Source organism: Pseudomonas sp. PLB05 (genome assembly GCF_021106615.1).
Taxonomy (GTDB): Bacteria; Pseudomonadota; Gammaproteobacteria; order Pseudomonadales; family Pseudomonadaceae; genus Chryseomonas; species Chryseomonas benzopyrenica.
This window is the reverse complement of record NZ_JAJOHO010000001.1, coordinates 688443-707425: the sequence shown is the minus strand read 5'-3', so window position 1 is coordinate 707425 and position 18983 is coordinate 688443. Positions and strand designations below refer to the sequence as shown.

The 18983-nt window shown below is 62.7% G+C and carries 17 protein-coding genes; 8 read left to right on the top strand and 9 right to left on the bottom strand.

Going from position 1 to position 18983, the window contains the following annotated elements; genetic code table 11:
- Window positions 1–157 precede the first annotated feature (157 nt).
- The 6 genes from LRS53_RS03305 (at window position 158) to LRS53_RS03280 (ending at window position 6928) form a co-directional block, all read left to right on the top strand.
- Window positions 158–1384, top strand: a complete 1227-nt coding sequence (locus LRS53_RS03305; protein WP_231354924.1) for a maltoporin — start codon at window positions 158–160, stop codon at window positions 1382–1384.
- A gap of 98 nt (window positions 1385–1482) precedes the next feature.
- Window positions 1483–2766: an ergothioneine biosynthesis protein EgtB gene (gene egtB / locus LRS53_RS03300; protein WP_231354923.1), complete on the top strand. Its 1284-nt coding sequence runs from the start codon at window positions 1483–1485 to the stop codon at window positions 2764–2766.
- 3 nt (window positions 2767–2769) lie between these two features.
- On the top strand, window positions 2770–3732 hold the full coding sequence (egtD, locus tag LRS53_RS03295) for an L-histidine N(alpha)-methyltransferase (RefSeq protein WP_231354922.1): 963 nt from the start codon (window positions 2770–2772) through the stop codon (window positions 3730–3732).
- Window positions 3733–3846: 114 nt separating this feature from the next.
- Window positions 3847–5679 carry a putative bifunctional diguanylate cyclase/phosphodiesterase gene (locus tag LRS53_RS03290; RefSeq protein WP_064308970.1) on the top strand — a complete coding sequence of 611 codons (1833 nt, stop codon included), beginning with the start codon at window positions 3847–3849 and terminating at the stop codon, window positions 5677–5679.
- Between the two features lie 588 nt (window positions 5680–6267).
- A complete protein-coding gene (locus tag LRS53_RS03285) occupies window positions 6268–6489 on the top strand; it encodes a hypothetical protein (protein WP_026083987.1) in 222 nt (73 codons plus the stop codon).
- Between the two features lie 7 nt (window positions 6490–6496).
- A complete protein-coding gene (locus tag LRS53_RS03280; protein ID WP_064308969.1) occupies window positions 6497–6928 on the top strand; it encodes a hypothetical protein in 432 nt (143 codons plus the stop codon).
- 102 nt (window positions 6929–7030) lie between these two features.
- On the opposite strand, the gene LRS53_RS03275 is transcribed toward LRS53_RS03280, so the two are convergent.
- From LRS53_RS03275 to LRS53_RS03245, 7 genes are all read right to left on the bottom strand, one after another.
- Entirely contained in the window at window positions 7031–8068 is a 1038-nt protein-coding gene (locus LRS53_RS03275; protein WP_231354921.1) for an extracellular solute-binding protein, read from the bottom strand.
- A 19-nt stretch (window positions 8069–8087) separates the two neighbouring features.
- The gene (locus LRS53_RS03270; RefSeq protein ID WP_231354920.1) at window positions 8088–8744 is read right to left on the bottom strand and encodes a LysE family translocator; all 657 of its coding nucleotides are present in this window, start codon (window positions 8742–8744) and stop codon (window positions 8088–8090) included.
- A 21-nt stretch (window positions 8745–8765) separates the two neighbouring features.
- Window positions 8766–9659, bottom strand: a complete 894-nt coding sequence (locus LRS53_RS03265; protein WP_064308966.1) for an amino acid--tRNA ligase-related protein — start codon at window positions 9657–9659, stop codon at window positions 8766–8768.
- A 40-nt stretch (window positions 9660–9699) separates the two neighbouring features.
- On the bottom strand, window positions 9700–10086 hold the full coding sequence (locus tag LRS53_RS03260) for a GFA family protein (protein ID WP_231354919.1): 387 nt from the start codon (window positions 10084–10086) through the stop codon (window positions 9700–9702).
- A 4-nt stretch (window positions 10087–10090) separates the two neighbouring features.
- Window positions 10091–10942 carry a DUF3865 domain-containing protein gene (locus LRS53_RS03255; protein ID WP_093252426.1) on the bottom strand — a complete coding sequence of 284 codons (852 nt, stop codon included), beginning with the start codon at window positions 10940–10942 and terminating at the stop codon, window positions 10091–10093.
- Window positions 10943–10963: 21 nt separating this feature from the next.
- Window positions 10964–12217 (bottom strand): cupin domain-containing protein, encoded by a 1254-nt coding sequence (locus tag LRS53_RS03250; protein WP_231354918.1) that lies wholly within the window; start codon window positions 12215–12217, stop codon window positions 10964–10966.
- A 91-nt stretch (window positions 12218–12308) separates the two neighbouring features.
- The gene (locus tag LRS53_RS03245; protein ID WP_231354917.1) at window positions 12309–12467 is read right to left on the bottom strand and encodes a hypothetical protein; all 159 of its coding nucleotides are present in this window, start codon (window positions 12465–12467) and stop codon (window positions 12309–12311) included.
- A gap of 431 nt (window positions 12468–12898) precedes the next feature.
- On the opposite strand from LRS53_RS03245, the gene LRS53_RS03240 reads away from it, so the two are divergent.
- Window positions 12899–14395: an MFS transporter gene (locus LRS53_RS03240; RefSeq protein ID WP_231354916.1), complete on the top strand. Its 1497-nt coding sequence runs from the start codon at window positions 12899–12901 to the stop codon at window positions 14393–14395.
- Window positions 14396–14767: 372 nt separating this feature from the next.
- Here LRS53_RS03240 and LRS53_RS03235 read toward each other — a convergent pair whose 3' ends face one another.
- Window positions 14768–16087, bottom strand: a complete 1320-nt coding sequence (locus LRS53_RS03235) for a DEAD/DEAH box helicase (protein WP_231354915.1) — start codon at window positions 16085–16087, stop codon at window positions 14768–14770.
- Window positions 16088–16137: 50 nt separating this feature from the next.
- Window positions 16138–17052 (bottom strand): 50S ribosomal protein L3 N(5)-glutamine methyltransferase, encoded by a 915-nt coding sequence (gene prmB / locus LRS53_RS03230; RefSeq protein ID WP_231354914.1) that lies wholly within the window; start codon window positions 17050–17052, stop codon window positions 16138–16140.
- Window positions 17053–17163: 111 nt separating this feature from the next.
- On the opposite strand from prmB, the gene LRS53_RS03225 reads away from it, so the two are divergent.
- Window positions 17164–18930 carry a thiamine pyrophosphate-requiring protein gene (locus LRS53_RS03225; RefSeq protein WP_231354913.1) on the top strand — a complete coding sequence of 589 codons (1767 nt, stop codon included), beginning with the start codon at window positions 17164–17166 and terminating at the stop codon, window positions 18928–18930.
- Window positions 18931–18983: the final 53 nt, after the last annotated feature.

Sequence of the window (18983 nt, the reverse complement as noted above, 5' to 3'; positions counted from 1 at the left end):
ATGGTCGTCAACCATTCTCTTTAGGCCGCCGCTTGCGACCCCCTTCACCGTAGCGGTGGAACCGATCCAAGCTCTTGAATGGCTTGGGTTTTCACGCAACTTGTGGACCTGACGCCAGGTCCGATCGGCGTTCGCCAACCACACAGGGATTTTTGGGATGAGTAGAGTTCTCCGCCAGGCCGGTACTGCGTCCTGCCTTGCCTTGCTGGCCGGTCTGCCGCTGAGCGCCGCGGCACTGGAATTCAGTGGCTACGGCCGGGTAGGTGTCGGCGGCGCCGCGGAAGGTGGCAAGCAGAGCTGCTTCCAGCTGCCCGGCGCACCGGCCAAATACCGCCTGGGTAACGAATGCGAGACCTACTGGGAACTCGAATTGCACCAGACGCTGTACAAGGGCGTCGACGGCACCGAACTCAAGGTGCACGGCATGGCCAGCCTCTACAACGTCTACGACCAGACGCCGACCTTCAGCGGCGACAATGGCAACGTGCGCCTGCCGCAGATCTGGACCAGCCTCAGCCTGCCGGCACTCAATGGTGGCGGTCTCTGGGCCGGCCGCCGCTACTACAAGCGTCACGACATCCATATCAACGACTTCTACTACTGGAATCCGAGCGGCACCGGCTTCGGCGTGGAGGACTATGGCCTGGGCGACAGCGGTATGCGGCTGAGCTATGCCTTCAGTCGCGAGGACAACATCGACCAGCCGGACAAGGCCAACCGCCATGACCTCAACCTGGGCGGCATCAAGACCAATCCCGGCGGCGAGATCGAACTGGGGCTGTCCTATATCCAGCGCGCCGGCCAGGTGCAGAACGCCCACAGCGGCTGGTCGGCTACCGCCGAGCACAAGCAGGCGCAGTTCTTCGGCGGGGTCAATGTCTTCACCGTGCAGTACGGTCGCGGCCCGGGCACCGGACTGGGCGCCACCGGCAGCCTGACCGCCGACCAGGATTACGAAAGCCTGCGCGTGCTCGAATCGCCGCGCTGGCAGCTCACCCCGCGCTTCGGCGGCCAGTTGCTGGCGCTCTACCAGCGCGACCGGGCGCCGGGCGATGGTGGCCAGACCTGGTATTCCTTCGGGGTGCGGCCCAGTTACGCCTTCACCCGGCTGTTCAAGCTGCAGGTGGAGTTCGGCCACGACCAGATCCACCCCGATAGCGGGGCCACCCGCAAGCTGAACAAGGTCACCGTCGCGCCGACCCTGGCGCTGGGCGGCATGGGGCTGATGGACCGTCCGGAGATCCGCCTCTACTGGACCTACGCCAGCTGGAACCGCGGCGCCCAGGACGCTGCGGTAGCTGGCACGGCGCTATCCGACAGCGGCGCCTTCGGCGATGCCCGCCACGGCAACAACTTCGGTGTGCAGCTGGAAACCTGGTGGTAGAGAGCGGCAAGCGAGACCGCCCGTCCTGAGCGGGCGAACTAAACCCATGGCGCCCGGTCGGTTTCCTGACAACCAAAAGGCCGACCAGGGAGAACGCCATGAATCCTCTCGCCCGCGCGCTGCCCGCAGCGAGTGACACCGCCACCACCCTGCTCGACCGCTATCAGCGCGTGCGCCGGGCCAGCGAGGCGCTCTGCGCCCCGCTCACCGTCGAGGATTACGTGATCCAGAGCATGGCCGACGTCAGTCCGCCGAAATGGCATCTGGCCCACGTCACCTGGTTCTTCGAGGCGTTCATCCTCAAGCCCTTCCTCAAGGGTTACCAGACGCCCAATCCGGCCTACGATTACCTGTTCAACTCCTATTACGAGACCCACGGCAAGCCCTTTCCGCGGGCGGCCCGCGGGCACCTGTCACGGCCCGGCGTGGACGACGTCTATCGTTTCCGGGCGGCGGTGGACGCGGCCATGGCCGACCTGCTCAGCGCCCCGCCGGCCGAGCACGCCGCCGAGATCGCCCGACGCCTGGAGCTAGGCCTGCACCACGAGCAGCAGCACCAGGAATTGCTGCTCATGGACATCAAGCACATCCTGGCGCAGAACCCGTTGCATCCGGTCTATCGCGCCGACCTGGTCAAGGGCGCCGCAGCTCCGGTGGCGCCCCTGGGCTGGGAAAGCCATCCAGGCGGCGTCCGTCACGTCGGCCATGGTGGCGAAGGCTTCGCCTTCGATTGCGAGACGCCGGTCCACCGGCAATTCGTCGACGACTTCCAGCTGGCCGATCGCCTGGTCACCAATGGCGAATACCTGGCCTTCATCGAAGACAACGGCTATGGCCGCAGTGATCTCTGGCTGTCCGACGGCGCGGCGGCCATCCGCAGCCTCGGCTGGCAGGCGCCACTGTACTGGCAGAAGCTGGATGGTGTCTGGCACCACTTCACCCTGGGCGGCCTGACCCCCGTCGACCCCGCGGCGCCGGTCTGCCACCTGAGCTTCTACGAGGCCGATGCCTACGCCAGCTGGGCCGGCGCCCGGCTGCCCACCGAGGCGGAATGGGAAACCGTGGCGGCGCGCCAGACGATCCAGGGCAACTTCGTCGAGCAGGATCACCTGCAACCGGTCGCCGGCGAAGGTCAGGGCATGCGCCAGCTGTTCGGCGATGTCTGGGAATGGACCGGCAGCGCCTTCCGTCCCTACCCCGGTTTCAAGCCGCTGCCGGGCAGTCTGGGCGAGTACAACGGCAAGTTCATGTCCGGGCAGATGGTCCTGCGCGGTGGCTGTTGCGCCACGCCCCAGGACCATGTGCGCGCCACCTATCGCAACTTCTTCTATCCCACCATGCGCTGGCAGTTCTCCGGTCTGCGCCTGGCCAGAGAGGTCTGACCCATGGCTCTAGCGGTGCGCTTCTTCGATCAGCAACCGGTGACCGTCGCCGACAGCTCGCTGCGGGACGACGTGCTCCAGGGCTTTGCCCAGACCCCCAAGGCGCTGTCGCCCAAGTACTTCTACGATCAGCGCGGCTCCGAGTTGTTCGAGGCCATCACCCGCCAGCCCGAGTACTACCCCACCTGCACCGAAGAAGCCATCCTCGCCAAGGCTGCGGCCGAGATCGCCCGCCTGGCCGGCCGTGATGCCGCCCTGGTCGAACTGGGCAGCGGCGCCAGTCGCAAGGTACGCCTGCTATTGGAAGCCATGCACCCGGCTGGCTACCTGGGCATCGACATCTCCCGGGAATTCCTGCTCAGCAGCACCCAGCGGCTGGCGGCCGACTACCCCTGGCTGGACGTCAGCGCTGCCTGCGCCGACTTCAGTCGACCCATGACCCTGCCCGACAGTCTCGACGGCTTGCGGCCCATCGCCTTCTTTCCGGGTTCAAGCATCGGCAATTTCACGCCCGAGGAGGCCAGCGTCTTCCTGCGCAATCTGCACCGGATGCTGCCAGCGACCGGTGGCCTGCTGATCGGGGTCGACCTGATCAAGGATCGGGCGCGGCTGGATGCGGCCTACAACGATGCCGCCGGGGTGACCGCCGCCTTCAATCTCAACCTGCTCGAACGCATCCGCCGCGAGCTAGATACCGATCTGGATCCACAGCGCTTCCGGCACCTGGCCTTCTTCAACGAAGAACAGGCGCGCATCGAGATGCACCTGGTCAGCACCCGCGACCAGACCGTACGTCTCGAAGGTCACCGCTTCGCCTTCCGTGAAGGCGAACGTCTGCATACCGAGAATTCCTACAAGTACAGCCTCGAGAGTTTTCGCGCGCTGGCCGAAGACGCCGGTTTCAGACAGGTGCGGGTGTGGACCGACCCCCAGGCGCTGTTCGCCGTCTTCTACTTCGCGGCCTGAGCCTTTCGACAGATAAATGACGACTAGCAGAGTGTGAGGCGGGTGGTGAGGGAACTCTCGACCCGATCACGCTCTAAGTAGCAATCTGCTACTACAGCGCACCGAGACGTTGCTATGGAGCCTGCTCCACTCACTGCGGCCAATGAACGCCAGCGTCTTGCACTGCTGCGCGATCTCGCCTTGATCGACCGTCCTTCCGACCGTGCCTTTCAGGACCTCACCGCCCTCTGCGCACGGCTGTTCGATGTCCCTTACGCCATGATCTGCTTTCTTGACGGCCAGCAGGTCCACTGCCGGGCCACGGTGGGCTGTGAGCCCTTCACCGTGCCGCGTTCGCAGTCGTTCTGCCAGCACCTGCAGGAGACCGCTCTGCCGCTGCAGGTGGAAGACGCTCGCCACGACGTGCGCTTCGCTGGCCTGAGGGTGGTAAAGGGCGAGCCCAATATCCGATACTATCTGGGCGCACCACTGCGCACGGCCGAGGGGCTGATGCTCGGCAGTCTGTGCCTGTTCGATTCGGCGCCGCGGGCCGCCCTGTCGCAAGACCGGCTGCTGGGCCTGCAGCAGCTGGCAGCCCTCGCCAGCCAGCACATCGAACTGCTGCGTACCGAGGCTTTCTGGGATCCGGTCACCCAGTTGCCCAATGGCCAGCGTTTCATCGAAGACGCCGAAGGCCTGATCCGCGCCGGCACCCCGGTGGTGGCCGTGGCGGCCGACCTGTTCGCCCAGAGCTATCTCAACGACTTCATCAAGGCCATGGGCCAGGCCCATTTCGATGGCCTGCAACGCGCCATCAAGCAACACCTGCGCCGCCTGCTGCCGGCTGAACAACCGCTGTATCGCCTGGGGCCGGCACGCTTCGGCTTTCTCTTGCACGATACCGACGAAGCCGCGCAACAGGCGCTGCTCGAACGCCTGCAGCAGGAGTTGACAGGGGTGCTCGACTACAATGGCATTCCCATCCAGACCCGCCTGGGCCTGGGGGTGATGTCCCTGACCGACGATCATCCCACCGACTGGCTGCGCGCCCTGATCGCCACCGCCGACGATGCCCGCGCCGAGATGCGCGGCTGCCGGCATTTTGATCCGCAGCACGACGCCGCCTACCGCCGCGCCTTCGCCCTGCTCAGCGCCCTGCCCCAGGCGCTGCGCGCCGACGACCAACTCAGCCTGGTCTACCAGCCGCGTATCGACCTGGCCACCGGTCGCTGTCATAGCGTCGAGGCGCTGCTGCGCTGGCAGCATCCGCACCTGGGCCCGATCGGTCCGGCGGAATTCATTCCGCTGGCGGAAAAGACCGCGCTGATCACCGCCCTGAGTCGTTGGGTGATGCAGCAAGCCATCGGCCAGGCCTATGCCTGGCAACGCGAAGGACGAGGGCTGGGGGTGGCGATCAACATCTCGGCCCATGATCTGAACGATCCGGACTTCACCGAGCACACCACCGACCTGCTGCAGCGCTATCCGGTCAATCCCCGGCGCCTGGAACTGGAGGTCACCGAGAATGCCCTGCTGGGCGATGTGGCCCTGATCCATCGGCAGCTGGCGGCGCTACGTGAGCTGGGCATCGGTATCGCCATCGACGACTTCGGCACCGGCTACAACAACCTCTCGCACCTGCGCGAATTGCCGGCCGACACCATCAAGATCGACCGCAGCTTCGTCCGCGAGCTGACCCATCGCACCAAGGATCGGCTGATCGTCAGCTCGCTGATCGAACTGTCCCATCAGCTGGGCTTTCGCATCACCGCCGAGGGCATAGAGACCGCCGAGGCTTTGGCCAGCCTGCTGGCCATGGGCTGTGACGAAGGCCAGGGCTTCTGGATCGGCAAGCCCATGGCGGAACCGGAATTGCAGGCCTGGCTGCTGGTCCAGCAACCGGATCTGCAGCGCCCGGCGCGCCGGGCCCCGGTATTCCAGCTGTTCGATGGCGCGGCCAAGAGCTAACCCTCAGAACCATCCATTTCAAGTTTTTCCATCCTTGATGATCTTAACTGCCCCTATCACGGGATGTTCGTGGAACTTAGGAGCGCAACCTCATCTGGAAAGAAGTCGTTGAGAGATTCGAATAGCAAGCCCTTGGTGCGGTGATGGCGCACCAGGCGTTGGACCGAGCCTTGCCTGTTAGTACACGGTCTTCATGGGCGGCAGAACCTGCCGGGGCTGGCAACTGCGGTAGCTCGACGGCAGCCGGCAGTTACCTTCAGGCCAGCGAGAAACGGCTGGCGCCGTTATGCGGCTTTCGTGGTGCGGCACTGCCGGGGCACGCGCTAGTGATCTACGACGCGGACAGTGCGCTGGTGTGCGACATCGTGGCGTGCGAAGACGCCTATGAGAGCAAGCGCCCCGGCCCTGCTCCTTGTGAAGGCCCAGGACAAGCAGGTGTGGATCGGCGACCGGCACTTCAGCACCCAGGCCATCGTTTAAGGACTGACCGAACGAGGGGCAGGCTGCATCGTGCGCGAGCGTGCGCGCCGCCCCAAGCCGCGACCCACTGCCCCATGGAACGAGCAGATCGACACTTAGACCGGGCACATGCGCGAGCAGTTCATCGAACAGGCCGAGCTCCCTAAAGGCGCCCTGCGGCACTGGCGCCGCATCGAGATCACGCTGCACACGCCCACCGAGTCCGGCGATAAGACCTTCGTGCTATGGAGCAACATGCCCCATGAGATCGAAGCGGCCACCCTCCGCGGCACTGTACCGCAAGCGACGGCGCATCGAAGGCCTGTTCGGGCGCCTAGAGTCGGTGCTTAACAGCGATATGAAGATGCTGGGCCATCCACGTGCCGCCTTGAAGGGCTTCACTGTGGCAGTGTTGGCCTACAACGTGCTAGCCCTACTCAAACAGCTCATCAAGCATGCGCGTCGCCACAGTCATCCGGAGCTGGACGTGTCCACCTACCACATAGCCGTGGACATCGCCGCCGACTACGGGCCAATGCTGCGCCTGCTAGCGCCGCAGAATCAATCGCGCGCAGACGACGCCCCCGGCCAACTCGTCGAGCACTTGCTGCTGGACAAGCGAACCCCAAGCAGTCGGCCACGTCCAAACGAAAACCCAAGGCCGCAGGGCAAAAGCTACGTCGACAGCTCCGTTGCTCGCGCTCATGCGTCCACCGCTCGCGTACTCGAGCAAGGCGCGGCTAAAAAGACCTTGAAGGGGATGCCTTTTAAAGCCCTATTGCTGCAATGAAATGCCAAGCGTTACTTCATGAAAAACCTTGACCAAGTCGGCTTCGAGCGAATGCGAGCTGGCGCCACACAAAGCTCACTGCACAGTGTCTGCTGGCCAGTGCTAGTGCTGCAGTTCATCCCATACCTTGGCATAAAGCTCCTGCACCTCTGGTGGGCAAGCCACTGTGTACTCGGCACTGTCCAGCACTGCTTTAGGAATATTCAGTTCCGGCGCGCTTCTAAGTTCCTCTGAAAGGAACATGTCGGCACCTTCAATTCCGGTGTCATAGCCGTGGAAACTCGAATTCAGCGCAGCGTTGCGCGGGGATAGTATGAAGTTCATGAACAGCCTGGCATTTTCCACGTTCCGAGCCTCGGCCAGCAGAACCAGACTGTCGCTGAACACTTGAGTGCCTTCACGCGGTAGTCCGAAGTGAACATGTGGGTTGGCCAGGCGCTGGCGCAAGGCGGCTCCATTCCAGTCGATGCTTGCCTGGAAGTGCCCACTGGCCATCATTTCCACGCTGCCATAGTCCATAGCCTTCCACGTCGGGCGTGCCTTGAGTAAGGTTGTCCGTACTTTGGACATCAACGCCGGCTCTGCATCGCACATGCGCCCGCCGTGCATGCGTACCGCGGCGTAGATCACCTCGTTTGGGTCGGCACCGATGTTGATGGTGCCCTTCAGCGCTTCGGGTGGATCCAGCACCACCGACCAGGTATTGATGTCGCCTTCATAACGGTCGGCGTGCACTGTCACCCCTACTATGCCCCATGCCCAAGGGACTGAATACATGCGTTCTGGATCGAAGGGCGGATTGGTCCACGCCTTCTGTACATATCGGTAGTTGGCCAGGTCGATGGCGCCACTTGGACGTAGCAGCTTCGCTTCGCGCCAGGCAGGCAGAAAGTTGCTGGCGACCACGGCAAGATCGGCCTGAACTGTGCCATCTCTAATCTCGGATAAAGCCGCTTCGCTGGTGCGGTACTCGATCAGCCGGACCTTGATGTCATAGGCCTGCTCGAAGCTAGCCAGCAGTTCGGGGCTGGTGTAACTCTCCCAGTTGTACAGGGTTAGGGTACCAGCGGAGCTGACCGCCGTGCTCAACAAAAAGCCGCTCAAACCGACCAGGAGGCTGGCCACCGGTTTCCAGCTCATCAGATGTCTCCTTGCCGAGTTAGGCCAGCGGTAGTAGGACACGTCCCATCGCAACCTGCTTGGAGTGAGTGTCTTGCCCTTCCAGCGCCGAATAGGCAATTGATGCTGAGAACAGCATCAGCAGGACTGAGGCGCAGCGCAGGAATCTGCCGGTATACCTTGACCAGGCTCGGCGCAGGGTTAGGAGGTGGCCCAGGCAGGTCCACAGACTGCCGATTGGAATCAGCACCAGCAGGAAAACACCCATGAACCAGACGAACTGCGGCAGTGACTGGAATGCTGTCAATGGAAATGCGCTGCTGGCGAACAGAAACGCTTTGGGGTTGAGCAAGGTTGCAAGAAACACCTCCAGCCCGCCAGCGCACTGCTGATTGGAGACCAGGCGAGATACGCTACTGCGCCATAGGCGGGTAGCCAGCCATAGCAGGTAGCCCGCGCACAGCCATTTCATGGCAATGAGAAGCCAGGGCCGGTCTGCTCCGTAGGCCAGCAGCAAGCTGCCCCAGGCCAGGATCGATAGGGCGTAGCCTGCCGCCTCTGCACCTACCAGCGGCAAGGCCCGCCACAAGCCGCGTTGCACCCCAGCGGAGAACAACAAGGTATTAGTAGGCCCAGGCACTACGAGGATCAGTGAGGCAAGCAGCGCCAAGGGCAGCACGTGATCGAGTGTCGGCATGTGAAGTCCTCGCAGAGGGGCTCAGGGCGCGGTGAAGGGCAGTGATGTGCGCAACGGTTCGACACTGTCCAGGCCCAGTGCCATGCGGCACAGGCGCTCAATGCCGATGCCGAAGCCCGCGCTGCGTGGTGGAACGCTGCCGTCACGCATCAAGTCGCACATGATCGCGTCCTCAGGACCGAAACTGGCGAGATGGCGAGCTTGGGCCTCGAAGCGTTCCGGATCGTCTTCGTCGGTGTAGCCGTGGACCACTTCCACGCAATCGATGAGGATCTCGAAACGCTCAACGATGGCACCCTGGCCGTCCCGACGCCGGGCGCGCACTTCCGGCAACAGCGGGAAGTCGGTTACCACCATGCAGCGTCCCCGCGATAGCGGCTCGATCTGCTCGGTGATGTAGCGATCAATCAACCACAGGGGGGAGATGTCCGGCTTGTTATACATTTGGCGAAACTTGCGCACCAGGGCCTCACTAGCGCCGGGATCGCTGAACAGGTCTATGCCTAGGTCTTCGAACAGGTGGCCGGCGAACGACAAGGTCTCGATCTGGCCTTTGTAGAAGGTGCGGACCAGTCGACAGGCTAGTTCGAGCATTTCGCCCAGGCTGGCCTCCTGACGATAGAGATCGAGCATGGTGAATTCGGGTAGGTGGGTGCTATCGAGCTCGTCTGGCCTGAAACAGGCTGCCAGTTCGTAGATCGCCGGTGCGTGCTGCAGGTTGCAACGCAGAGCGAAGGCCGAGGACTCGCGCAGCCACCGGCCGTCGCTCAGTTGCAGGCGAGGACGATCTGCATCGCCGGGGTAGCGGCGTAGAATCGGCGTCATGATCTCCAGGTAGCCTTCGCTGTCGAGCAACCTGCGAATACGCTGCAGCATCCGAGCCTTGTAGATCACGGGATGTATGTCGGGGGCCATGCACACTCCTTGGCGAGTATCTTGACCGGTCGCGGTCGACTCAGGGTTGCGGGTTGATCTTCCACCAGCGAGGCCGGGACGAAGTGAATGAATGGGACGTCGGGCGCAGTGCCTTGTCGCCCTTAGCGTCGAAACAGCCCAGCAGCAGGCCGACAGTGGGCGCGTCGTCAATGGCGCCGAGACTGCTGCCGCAGGTAGGGCAGAACGCACGGCTGGATTGCTCCGAAGAGCGGTACAGCGCCGGTATGCCACCTTCCCCGGTCCATTCGACGTCGGCCTTGTCAAACTCCACCCAGCACAGGGTGAGACTACCCGAGTGGCGTTGGCACATGCTGCACGAGCAGGTATGCGGAAATCGCGGTTCGCCCTTGGCGCTGAACCGAATGCGGCCGCACAGGCAACCACCGGTATGAGCAGTGACTTTCATGGGACTAGTCCTTGCCGTCACGCGCGGCGTCGATCAGCGTACTCAGTTCTACCCATTGATCGACGAACGGGGTGAGCATCTGCAGGAAACCGTCGATGACTTGCGGCTGCAGGAAGCCGAACAACTGGGCCTGGCGAATGAAACGAGCAATGCCATCCTGGTGCCCTTGCTCGACCGCCACTTTGCCAGTGGCAGCCTCGTGTTCCTCGTCCAGATGCATGCGGTAATAGTCGTGTAACCTGGGCAGATCGGCACCCTGGCCACGCCCCAGTACCACGCCGAGGCGGTCGGTGATCGCTTGCAGCAGACGGGTTTCGGCAATCGCCACTGCTTCGGTGGCGTAGTACATGCCGAGGATGGTGGAAGGGCAATGGGACCAGGCCAGTACATCGATCATTGACACTAGGCTGCGGGTGGACGCGGCCCTGGGCATCCAACCATTGACTCTGAAGCCGAGGTCGGCAATCAGCGCGCCGCTGAAGACCACGTAGTGAGCGGGTAGCTTGCCGCGCTCACCCCCTTCCTCGAGATAGTTGCGCGTCAGTTCCTGTGCCAGCTCGGGACAGAAGCCGCGCACGGTATCGGCCGCACGCAGCAACAGGGTCGAATTGTAACGGGCGAACACTGACAGCTCGCCAATGTACAGACGCGCCTGTTCGGCGGTCAGGGCGGCAGGATCGACGCGTTGCCAGATCTGTTGGTAAAGAGCCTCGATCAATGGATCGAGGTGTTCGATGATCAGCCGCTCACCGGAAATGACCGCCCGGCCTTCGCTGATTGCCTGTTCGAAGATCTGGCGCGTATGCGTTGCCTGAGCCAGTGCCTCGTCGACGAGACTGGGGAAACTTCTGTACATGTTCGACGCTCCTTCACCAGTTCAAACCAGTTCGAGACTACCGGTACGCGAGAGCGCCCGGCAGGCTTCACGCTGTTGCTCAGTTTCCACCGGCACAGAGTCATAGCTGTTCAGTTGCTCCAGCCAGGCGACCTGTCTGGCGTGCGGGTCATCAATGACCACACTGCGTGCTCCGGCAAACACACGCCGTTGAGCAGCAGAGCAGCCTAGAGCTGCCTGGTGGCTGACGTGCAAGGGTTCACGCAGGCGGATGCGCTGGCCTATCTGGATGGGCAACGGCTCCTGCAACGGGCCTTCCTCGCAGACTTTGGCCGAGATGCGCCGTGGCAGCTCCCAGCCGCCGTTGCTGATCAGTCGGTGCCAGTGGTAACCGAGGTACTCGTGTAGCGCACCGTCGCTCCAGCGCCGCAAGTTGTCGTCCAGCAACTGCCCGAGCGGCACCAGCAGCGGATTGCGATTACCGAAAGGAAGCAGGTCGGAGATACCTTCCTGGTCGAATGGCAGACTCTGCTCACTGAGCTCCGGGATCACCCGACGTGAAAGAAAGCGCGTCAGTGGATAGGTGTAGAATGGCAGGGCCACCGATACTGAATACTCGTCCTGGCGTCCGATGTGATAAACCGACGCCGGCAGGTACAGCACGTCCCCAGGCTTGAGCAAGAACAGTTTGCCGGTCTTGAGCAAGGCGTCGTATGCGCTGGCACCAGCGAAGGTGGGCGCCCGGCCGCCGGCTAGGGCAATGTATTCATCGCGAGTCCAGCAGTAAAATTCCTTCACGCCGGGGCCCAGATGGCAAAGAAACGCGTGCTCGAAGCCTTCGTGTATACCGAATGCAGTGCCCGCATAATTGCCGCAAAACGCTGCTTGCTCCACGCCACCCACGGGCATGCCGCGAAACGCGAAAAATGAGCGAATGAAGCGACCAAAGTCTGCTGCCAGGCGAGGGCTGATCTGTTCGAGATTGTTGATTACCAGACTGAACCGCGTCCTTGCAGTAAGGCGCTGCATAAATGCGACCAGCGTTTCGCCATTGAGGCGTAGTTGACGGTAGGCCTGCTCAATGAGGTCATCCCGACGCTGTTCACCATCATAAATACGAATACGGCTATCGGTAGTTTTCCTGTCAGATTGCTCGGCCAGATCATAAAATGCTTGTTCAACTACTTCAGGGCCGGAAAAACCTTTATGTATCGGCAGAATGGATTCGAACAAGTAGGGTGCTCGGCCCCCTGCGGTCTTTTGATCAAAATCGTCCCATAATTTTGCTTCAAACATATCGAGAAGTTCCTTCGCTAATCGAAAGCAACGCTACTCGCTGTTGAAATGACCGGCCGCTGCAACTCGCAGCGGCCGGCGCTTACCGCACTCAGGCGTCAGGTCGCACGCCTGCCTTCATCGCGTCGGGCCGTACACCCGCCTTCATGGCGTCCGGGCGAACCCCGGCCTTGAGGGCATCCGGTCGCACGCCCGTCTTCAGGGCATCAGGGCGATCACCTGCTTTCAGCATGTCCATTTCGAAGTTCATGTTGCATTTTCCTTCTAAAAGGATTGGCAAAAAGATTTGCCCGCACGCACAGCCACACAATCATTGTGAATCGCTGCAATGATCTGAGCAAAGTTGTGTGTCCGCCCGTGCAGACGATGGGTTGAAACACGCCTGGAAGCCTTTTCTTCGGCGCAAGAAAATAATTACCTTCCGCAGAGGATTTTCCAAATCGGAAAATGTTTCGAGTTGTATGAATTGGCCTAACAGTTTGATGGAAATTAAAAAAATCGTGTAAAACGAGGGAGCCAAATGTGATTGGCTAACGTGACATGTGACATCTGAAGAGCAATCCAGATGACCGTTTTGTTACTGTGTGCGTTACGGTGTTGGAATCTTTTTCGTAAGGTAAAGAGTGGCATTGTCATAGGTACGTAACGCTGCCGGTTTAGGGCTTCGAAAGGAAAGGAGCTATGCATGTAGCCAATCCCCGTCACTGGCTTGCCCTTGTCGCGATCATGCTCGCTTTCCTACCCGTGGTTCTGGACATGACCATACTTACTGTAGCCATGCCCACCCTGACCCTGGCGCTGGGGGCTTCTGCCGCCGAAGTCCTGTGGATAATGGACATCTATCCATTGCTGATGGCAGGTCTGCTGGTGCCCATGGGAACGCTAGCCGATCGCCTAGGCAACCGTCGTCTGCTCCTGATCGGCTTGGTAGTGTTCGGAGTTGCATCGCTGTTGGCAGCCCTGGCTTCGACCACTACCTGGCTCATCGCTGCCCGCGTGCTTCTGGCTTTTGGTGGCGCGATGATCATGCCATGCGTGCTGGGCATCATTCGCCGCACGTTCGAAGATGAGCAAGAGCGTGCTACGGCGCTGGGTTTGTGGAGTATGGTCGCTGCCGCTGGTGCAGCACTTGGGCCGCTGATTGGTGGCGCGCTGCTGGAGTACTTCTGGTGGGGAGCGGTCTTTCTGGTCAATGTCCCGATCATGCTAGTAGTTGCGCCCCTGGTGTTGCTGTTACTTGACCGAGACCAGCAGACCACTCCTTCCGATTGGGCACCTGGCCAGGCATTGCTCTTGATCGCAGGAATGCTGGCGTTGATTTACGGGGTAAAGGCCGCATTCGGCGCTACTCAACCTCTGGCCCTGGCTGTGCCGATCGCGCTGCTAGGAGTCGCTCTGCTGAGTATCTTCGTGCGGCTGCAATTGCATTCGACCACGCCCATGCTGGAGCTGTCGCTGTTCAACCAGCCTGCAATCGTGGCCGGGATTGCCATGGCGATGGTGACGTGCGGCACGCTAACCGGCGTGGAGCTTACGCTTGCACAGGAACTTCAGTACATGCTGGGAAAAACGCCGCTGCAGGCCGCCACCTTCATGATTCCGATCATGGCTGCTGCGGCCTTGGGTGGGCCATTGGCCGGCTATCTTATCAGACTCGGCAGCCTGCGCTGGGTGGCCAGTGTTTCCTTGTGGCTGTGCGCGATGACCATGGCCTTAATGGCCTCGGCTGACCTACACCAACCGGGTTTCTTGGTACCTGCAATACTGGCCTTGCTGGGCCTCACACTTAGTATAGGGCTGACAACTGCCTCTATTGCAATCCTGGGTTCGGTAGAAGCCAGCAAAGGTGCAGCAGCGGGATCATTGGAAGCGACTGCCTATGAGCTGGGGACAGCGCTGGGAATCACTTTTTTCGGTATGTTTATGTCCGTAGTGTTCGCCCATATGCTTGAACTGCCGGTGGACCTTGCTCAGCCTTTGGCTGACCGTGCGATGCGATCAATCGGCGACAGCTATATCGTAGCCCAAGGTCTGATAGCGCCTCAGAGTGGGGCATTGATTAAGGCTGCCAGCGAGGCCTTTTCGACAACGCATAGCGTGTTGCTGATGACCTGCTCGGCCATGATGGGAAGCCTCGGGGTATTCGTCTTCCTCATGCTAAAAGGGTGCAGGCATTAGGGTTTGTTGAGAATCAAATCCAAACGATCACAAGGTTAGGGAGCAGTAAGCGGATGAGCATGGGCCGCCGGCAGAAGCCGAAGCAATCCACTATCAGCGTCGGCCCAAGCGGCATGACTCACACCAAAGAGCCTCCGGAGTTCCCAAGGCAGTTCATGCTTCTTAGAGCCTGTGCAAAGCATAGCGAGTTAGAGCCAAAGCAGGCCTAGACGGCCTTACGAAAGTAGCTGAGAAAGCGGATCAGACCCGCGCTCGGGTTTACGTGGTAAAGAAGCATTGCGACGGGGCCGCCTAGGCGGGGCTGGCGACCCAGGCTGTTTTCAACACCCTTTGGCCGACGCGCAGCAGACTTTGAACCGGCTCAGTGCGGGATCACTCCTGGGTGCGCTTGCGCGGCGGCGCGAAGCCGTCGGCCGAGGTCGGTACCAGGGCACCGGGGCGGCGCTCGGCCTTGGGTTTGGCCTTGGTCTTGGCCTTGCCGTCCTTCTTGCCCTCGGTCTTTTTCTTCTTGACGCCAGCGGCCTTGCCCGAGGCCTTGAGCTTTTTCGGGCCGTTGTAGTTGGCCTTGAGACCCGGCAGCTGGCGGCGCTCGAATCTCAGCTTGAGATAGCGCTCGATGCTGGACATCAGATTCCAGTCACCATGGGTGACGAAGGAAATCGCCAGGCCCGCCTCGCCGGCGCGGCCAGTACGACCGATGCGATGGACGTATTCGTCGCCGCTGCGCGGCAGGTCGTAGTTGATCACCAGGTCGAGGCCTTCGACGTCCAGGCCACGGGCGGCCACGTCGGTGGCGATCAGCACCTTGACCGCGCCGCTCTGCAGCCGCTCCACGGCCAGCTTGCGGTCCTTGGTGTCCTTGTCGCCGTGCAGCACGAAGACCTTGAGGCCCTCGGCCACCAGGCGGCCGGTCAGGCGATCGGCCTGTACCTTGGTGTTGGTGAAGACGATGGCCTTGCGATAGGTCTCGTTGGCCAGCAGCCACTGCAACAGGCGCTCCTTGTGCGGCGGCTCGTCGGCCAGGATCACCTGCTGCACCACGGCTTCGTTCAATTCGCCGGTACGGTCCAGCATGAGGTTCTGCGGCTCGCGCAGGACCTGCTCGACCACCTGACGCAGGCTGTTGCCGCCGCTGGTGGCGGAGAACAGCAGGGTCTGGCGACCCTCGCGTTCGCAGCTGGCGGCGATCTGCAGCACGTCCTCGGAGAAGCCCATGTCGAGCATGCGGTCGGCTTCGTCGAGCACCAGCATCTCGATGTCCTTGAGATCCACGTTGCCAGCGTTGCGCTGCTCCAGCAGCCGCCCCGGGGTGGCCACCAGGATCTCCGGGTTCTTGCGCAGGCCGGCGGCCTGGACGCGGAAGTCCTCGCCACCGATCACCAGGCCGGCCTTGAGAAAGGTGAACTGGCCGAAGCGTTCGATTTCCTTGGCGGTCTGCTGGGCCAACTCGCGGGTCGGCAGCAGAATCAGGGCGCGAGCGCCGGAGCGGGGCTTGGGATCCTTGAGCAGGCGATCCAGCAGCGGCAACAGGAAGGCGGCGGTCTTGCCGCTGCCGGTCCGGGCGGTGACGCGCAGGTCATGGCCTTCCAGGGCCGGGCCCACGGCAGCGGCCTGGACCGGGGTGGGCGTCTTGAAGCCCAGGGTATCGAGGGCCTTGAGCAGGCGCTCGTGCAGAGCGAGTTCGGTAAACACGGGTAGACCTCGGTAAAGAAAGGGCGGCCGCCGCGGGCGACCGCGAGTGATCAGGGGACCAGACGGCTGCGGAACAGCGCCTGGTGCTCGCGGCACTGGGCGGCGGCGAGCAGGAAGACGCCATGGCCGCCACGCTCGAATTCGAGCCAGGTGAAATCGACTTCTGGATAGAGCGCCTCGACGTGGACCTGGCTGTTGCCCACCTCCACGATGAGGATGCCCTGCTCGGTGAGGTGATCGGCGGCCTCGGCCAGCATACGCCGCACCAGATCCAGGCCGTCCTCGCCACAGGCCAGGCCCAGCGCCGGTTCGTGCTGGTATTCGGCCGGCATGTCGGCGAAGTCCTCGGCATCCACATAGGGCGGATTGCTGACGATCAGGTCGAAGCGCTGCCCCGGCAGTCCGGCGAAGCCATCGCCCTGGACGGTATAGACGCGATCTTCCAGGCCGTGGCGCTCGATGTTCTGCCAGGCCACTTCGAGGGCGTCGTAGGACAGATCGCCCAGGGCCACCTCGGCCTCGGGAAAGGCATAGGCGCAGGCGATGCCGATGCAGCCCGAGCCGGTGCAGAGATCGAGGATGCGCGCCGGCGTGGCCGGTAGCCAGGGGGCGAACTGGCCGTCGATCAGCTCGCCGATGGGCGAGCGCGGCACCAACACCCGCTCGTCGACGCTGAACGGCAGGCCGCAGAACCAGGCCTCGCCGAGCAGATAGGCGGTGGGCACCCGCTCCTGGATGCGCTTGTGCAGCAGCACCCCGAGTTCGTAGCGCTCGTCGTCTTCCAAGGCGCAGTCCAGGTAGCGGTCGGCGGTGTCCCAGGGCAGGTGCACGGCGCCCAGCACCAGGGCACGGGCCTCGTCCCAGGCGTTGTCGTGGCCATGGCCGAAGAACAGTTCTTCGGCATGGAAGCGGCTGACGGCCCAGCGGATGTGGTCGCGCAAGGTGCGCAGGCGGGATTCGCTCATGAAAGGCTCCGGATGATCAGCCGCGCATTCTAACCCGCGCCCGGTCCGGCTGCAGGAACTTAACGTCCGGGCCTTTCTTCCTAAGCCTAGACCTTCAACGAGGAGAACATCATGAGCAAGACCGTAGCCGACCATCTCTGGGAGCGACTCGGCCAGTGGAACGTCGAGCGCATCTTTGGTTATCCCGGCGATGGCATCAACGGCATCATGGGCGCCCTGGGTCGGGTGGCCGACCAGTTCGACTACGTGCGGGTGCGCCATGAGGAGATGGCCGCCTTCATGGCCTGCGCCCATGCCAAGTTCACCGGCGAGGTCGGCGTCTGCCTGGCCACCTCCGGGCCCGGCGCCATCCACCTGCTCAACGGCCTGTACGACGCCAAGATGGACCATATGCCGGTGGTCGCCCTGGTCGGCCAGCAGGCAGCCTCCTCGCTTGGCAGCGACTACCAGCAGGAAGTCGACCTGCACACCCTGTTCAAGGACGTCTCCGCCTACGTGGAGACGGTGGTGCATCCGGCGCAGCTGCGCCATGTCATCGACCGTGCCTTTCGCGTGGCCATCGCCGAACGCCAGGTGGCCACGGTGATCATTCCCAACGACATCCAGCAACTGCCGGCGGTGGAAAGTCCGCCGCACCAACACGCCAATGTCCTCTCCGGTGCCGGCGCCATTCCGCCGCGCCCCTATGCCCAGGAAGACGACCTGCAGGCCGCCGCCGACATCCTCAATGCCGGCAAGAAGGTCGCCCTGCTGGTGGGCGCCGGTGCCCTCCAGGCGCGTAGCGAGGTCATGGCGGTGGCGGAAAAGCTCAGCGCCGGGGTGGCCAAGGCGCTGCTGGGCAAGGGCGTGGTCTCCGACGAGCTGCCCTATGTCACCGGCTCCATCGGCCTGCTCGGCACCGAAGCCAGCGATCTGCTGATGAAGGAATGCGACACCCTGCTGATCGTCGGCTCGACCTTTCCCTACACCGAATTCCTGCCCCAGGAGGGCCAGGCGCGGGCCGTGCAGATCGACCTGCACGCGCGCAACATCAGCATGAGGTATCCCATCGAGCAGCCGCTGCTGGGCGATGCCGCCGAGACCCTGAGGCGCCTGCTGCCGCTGCTGGAGAGCAAACCCCATGACAGGTGGCGGGCGCGCATCGAAAAGAGCGTGGCCGACTCCTGGCACTCCATCAAGCAGCGCGCCCTGGCGCCCGCCGAGCCGATCAATCCGCAGCGGGTGTTCCATGAACTCTCCAGCCAGCTGCCGCAGGATGCCATCCTCTGCGGCGACAGCGGCTCCCACACCAACTGGTATGCCCGTGACATCCGCATGAGCGGCCAGATGCTGGGTTCGCTGTCGGGCAAGCTGGCGACCATGGGCTGTGGCATTCCCTATGCCATCGCCGCCAAGTTCGCCCATCCGGATCGCCCGGTGATCGCCCTGGTGGGTGACGGCGCCATGCAGATGAACGGCAACGCCGAGCTGGTCACCCTCCAGCAGTACTGGAAGAGATTCAGCAACCCGACCTTCATCGTCATGGTGCTCAACAACGGCGATCTCAACCAGGTGACCTGGGAGCAGCGCGCCCTGGCCGGCGATCCCAAGTTCGCCCCGGCCCAGGACGTGCTCGACTTTCCCTATGCCCGCTATGGCGAGTTGCTGGGCTTCAAGGGCCTGCGCATCCATCGCCCGGACGAGGTGGCCGATGCCTGGCAGCAGGCCTTCGAGGCGGATCGCCCGGTGGTGTTGGAATTCGTCACCGACCCCAGCGTGCCGCCTTTGCCGCCCCATATCAGCTTCGAGCAGGCCAGGGCGTTCCTCGGCGCCATCGCCAGCGGTGACCCGAACCGCTGGGCCATGCTCAAACAGGGAGCCCGCCAGCTGCTGCGCTAGCCCGCGCGTCTCAGGCTCGCCAATAGCCGCCGAGGCGTATAACCTCGGCGGCC

What these genes read in the sequence shown, in the direction of transcription:
- LRS53_RS03305 (WP_231354924.1), top strand. Translation starts at nt 158, where the DNA reads ATGAGTAGAGTTCTCCGCCAGGCCGGTACTGCGTCCTGCCTTGCCTTG.
- egtB (WP_231354923.1), top strand. Translation starts at nt 1,483, where the DNA reads ATGAATCCTCTCGCCCGCGCGCTGCCCGCAGCGAGTGACACCGCCACC.
- egtD (WP_231354922.1), top strand. Translation starts at nt 2,770, where the DNA reads ATGGCTCTAGCGGTGCGCTTCTTCGATCAGCAACCGGTGACCGTCGCC.
- LRS53_RS03290 (WP_064308970.1), top strand. Translation starts at nt 3,847, where the DNA reads ATGGAGCCTGCTCCACTCACTGCGGCCAATGAACGCCAGCGTCTTGCA.
- LRS53_RS03285 (WP_026083987.1), top strand. Translation starts at nt 6,268, where the DNA reads ATGCGCGAGCAGTTCATCGAACAGGCCGAGCTCCCTAAAGGCGCCCTG.
- LRS53_RS03280 (WP_064308969.1), top strand. Translation starts at nt 6,497, where the DNA reads ATGAAGATGCTGGGCCATCCACGTGCCGCCTTGAAGGGCTTCACTGTG.
- LRS53_RS03275 (WP_231354921.1), bottom strand. Translation starts at nt 8,068, where the DNA reads ATGAGCTGGAAACCGGTGGCCAGCCTCCTGGTCGGTTTGAGCGGCTTT.
- LRS53_RS03270 (WP_231354920.1), bottom strand. Translation starts at nt 8,744, where the DNA reads ATGCCGACACTCGATCACGTGCTGCCCTTGGCGCTGCTTGCCTCACTG.
- LRS53_RS03265 (WP_064308966.1), bottom strand. Translation starts at nt 9,659, where the DNA reads ATGGCCCCCGACATACATCCCGTGATCTACAAGGCTCGGATGCTGCAG.
- LRS53_RS03260 (WP_231354919.1), bottom strand. Translation starts at nt 10,086, where the DNA reads ATGAAAGTCACTGCTCATACCGGTGGTTGCCTGTGCGGCCGCATTCGG.
- LRS53_RS03255 (WP_093252426.1), bottom strand. Translation starts at nt 10,942, where the DNA reads ATGTACAGAAGTTTCCCCAGTCTCGTCGACGAGGCACTGGCTCAGGCA.
- LRS53_RS03250 (WP_231354918.1), bottom strand. Translation starts at nt 12,217, where the DNA reads ATGTTTGAAGCAAAATTATGGGACGATTTTGATCAAAAGACCGCAGGG.
- LRS53_RS03245 (WP_231354917.1), bottom strand. Translation starts at nt 12,467, where the DNA reads ATGAACTTCGAAATGGACATGCTGAAAGCAGGTGATCGCCCTGATGCC.
- LRS53_RS03240 (WP_231354916.1), top strand. Translation starts at nt 12,899, where the DNA reads ATGCATGTAGCCAATCCCCGTCACTGGCTTGCCCTTGTCGCGATCATG.
- prmB (WP_231354914.1), bottom strand. Translation starts at nt 17,052, where the DNA reads ATGAGCGAATCCCGCCTGCGCACCTTGCGCGACCACATCCGCTGGGCC.
- LRS53_RS03225 (WP_231354913.1), top strand. Translation starts at nt 17,164, where the DNA reads ATGAGCAAGACCGTAGCCGACCATCTCTGGGAGCGACTCGGCCAGTGG.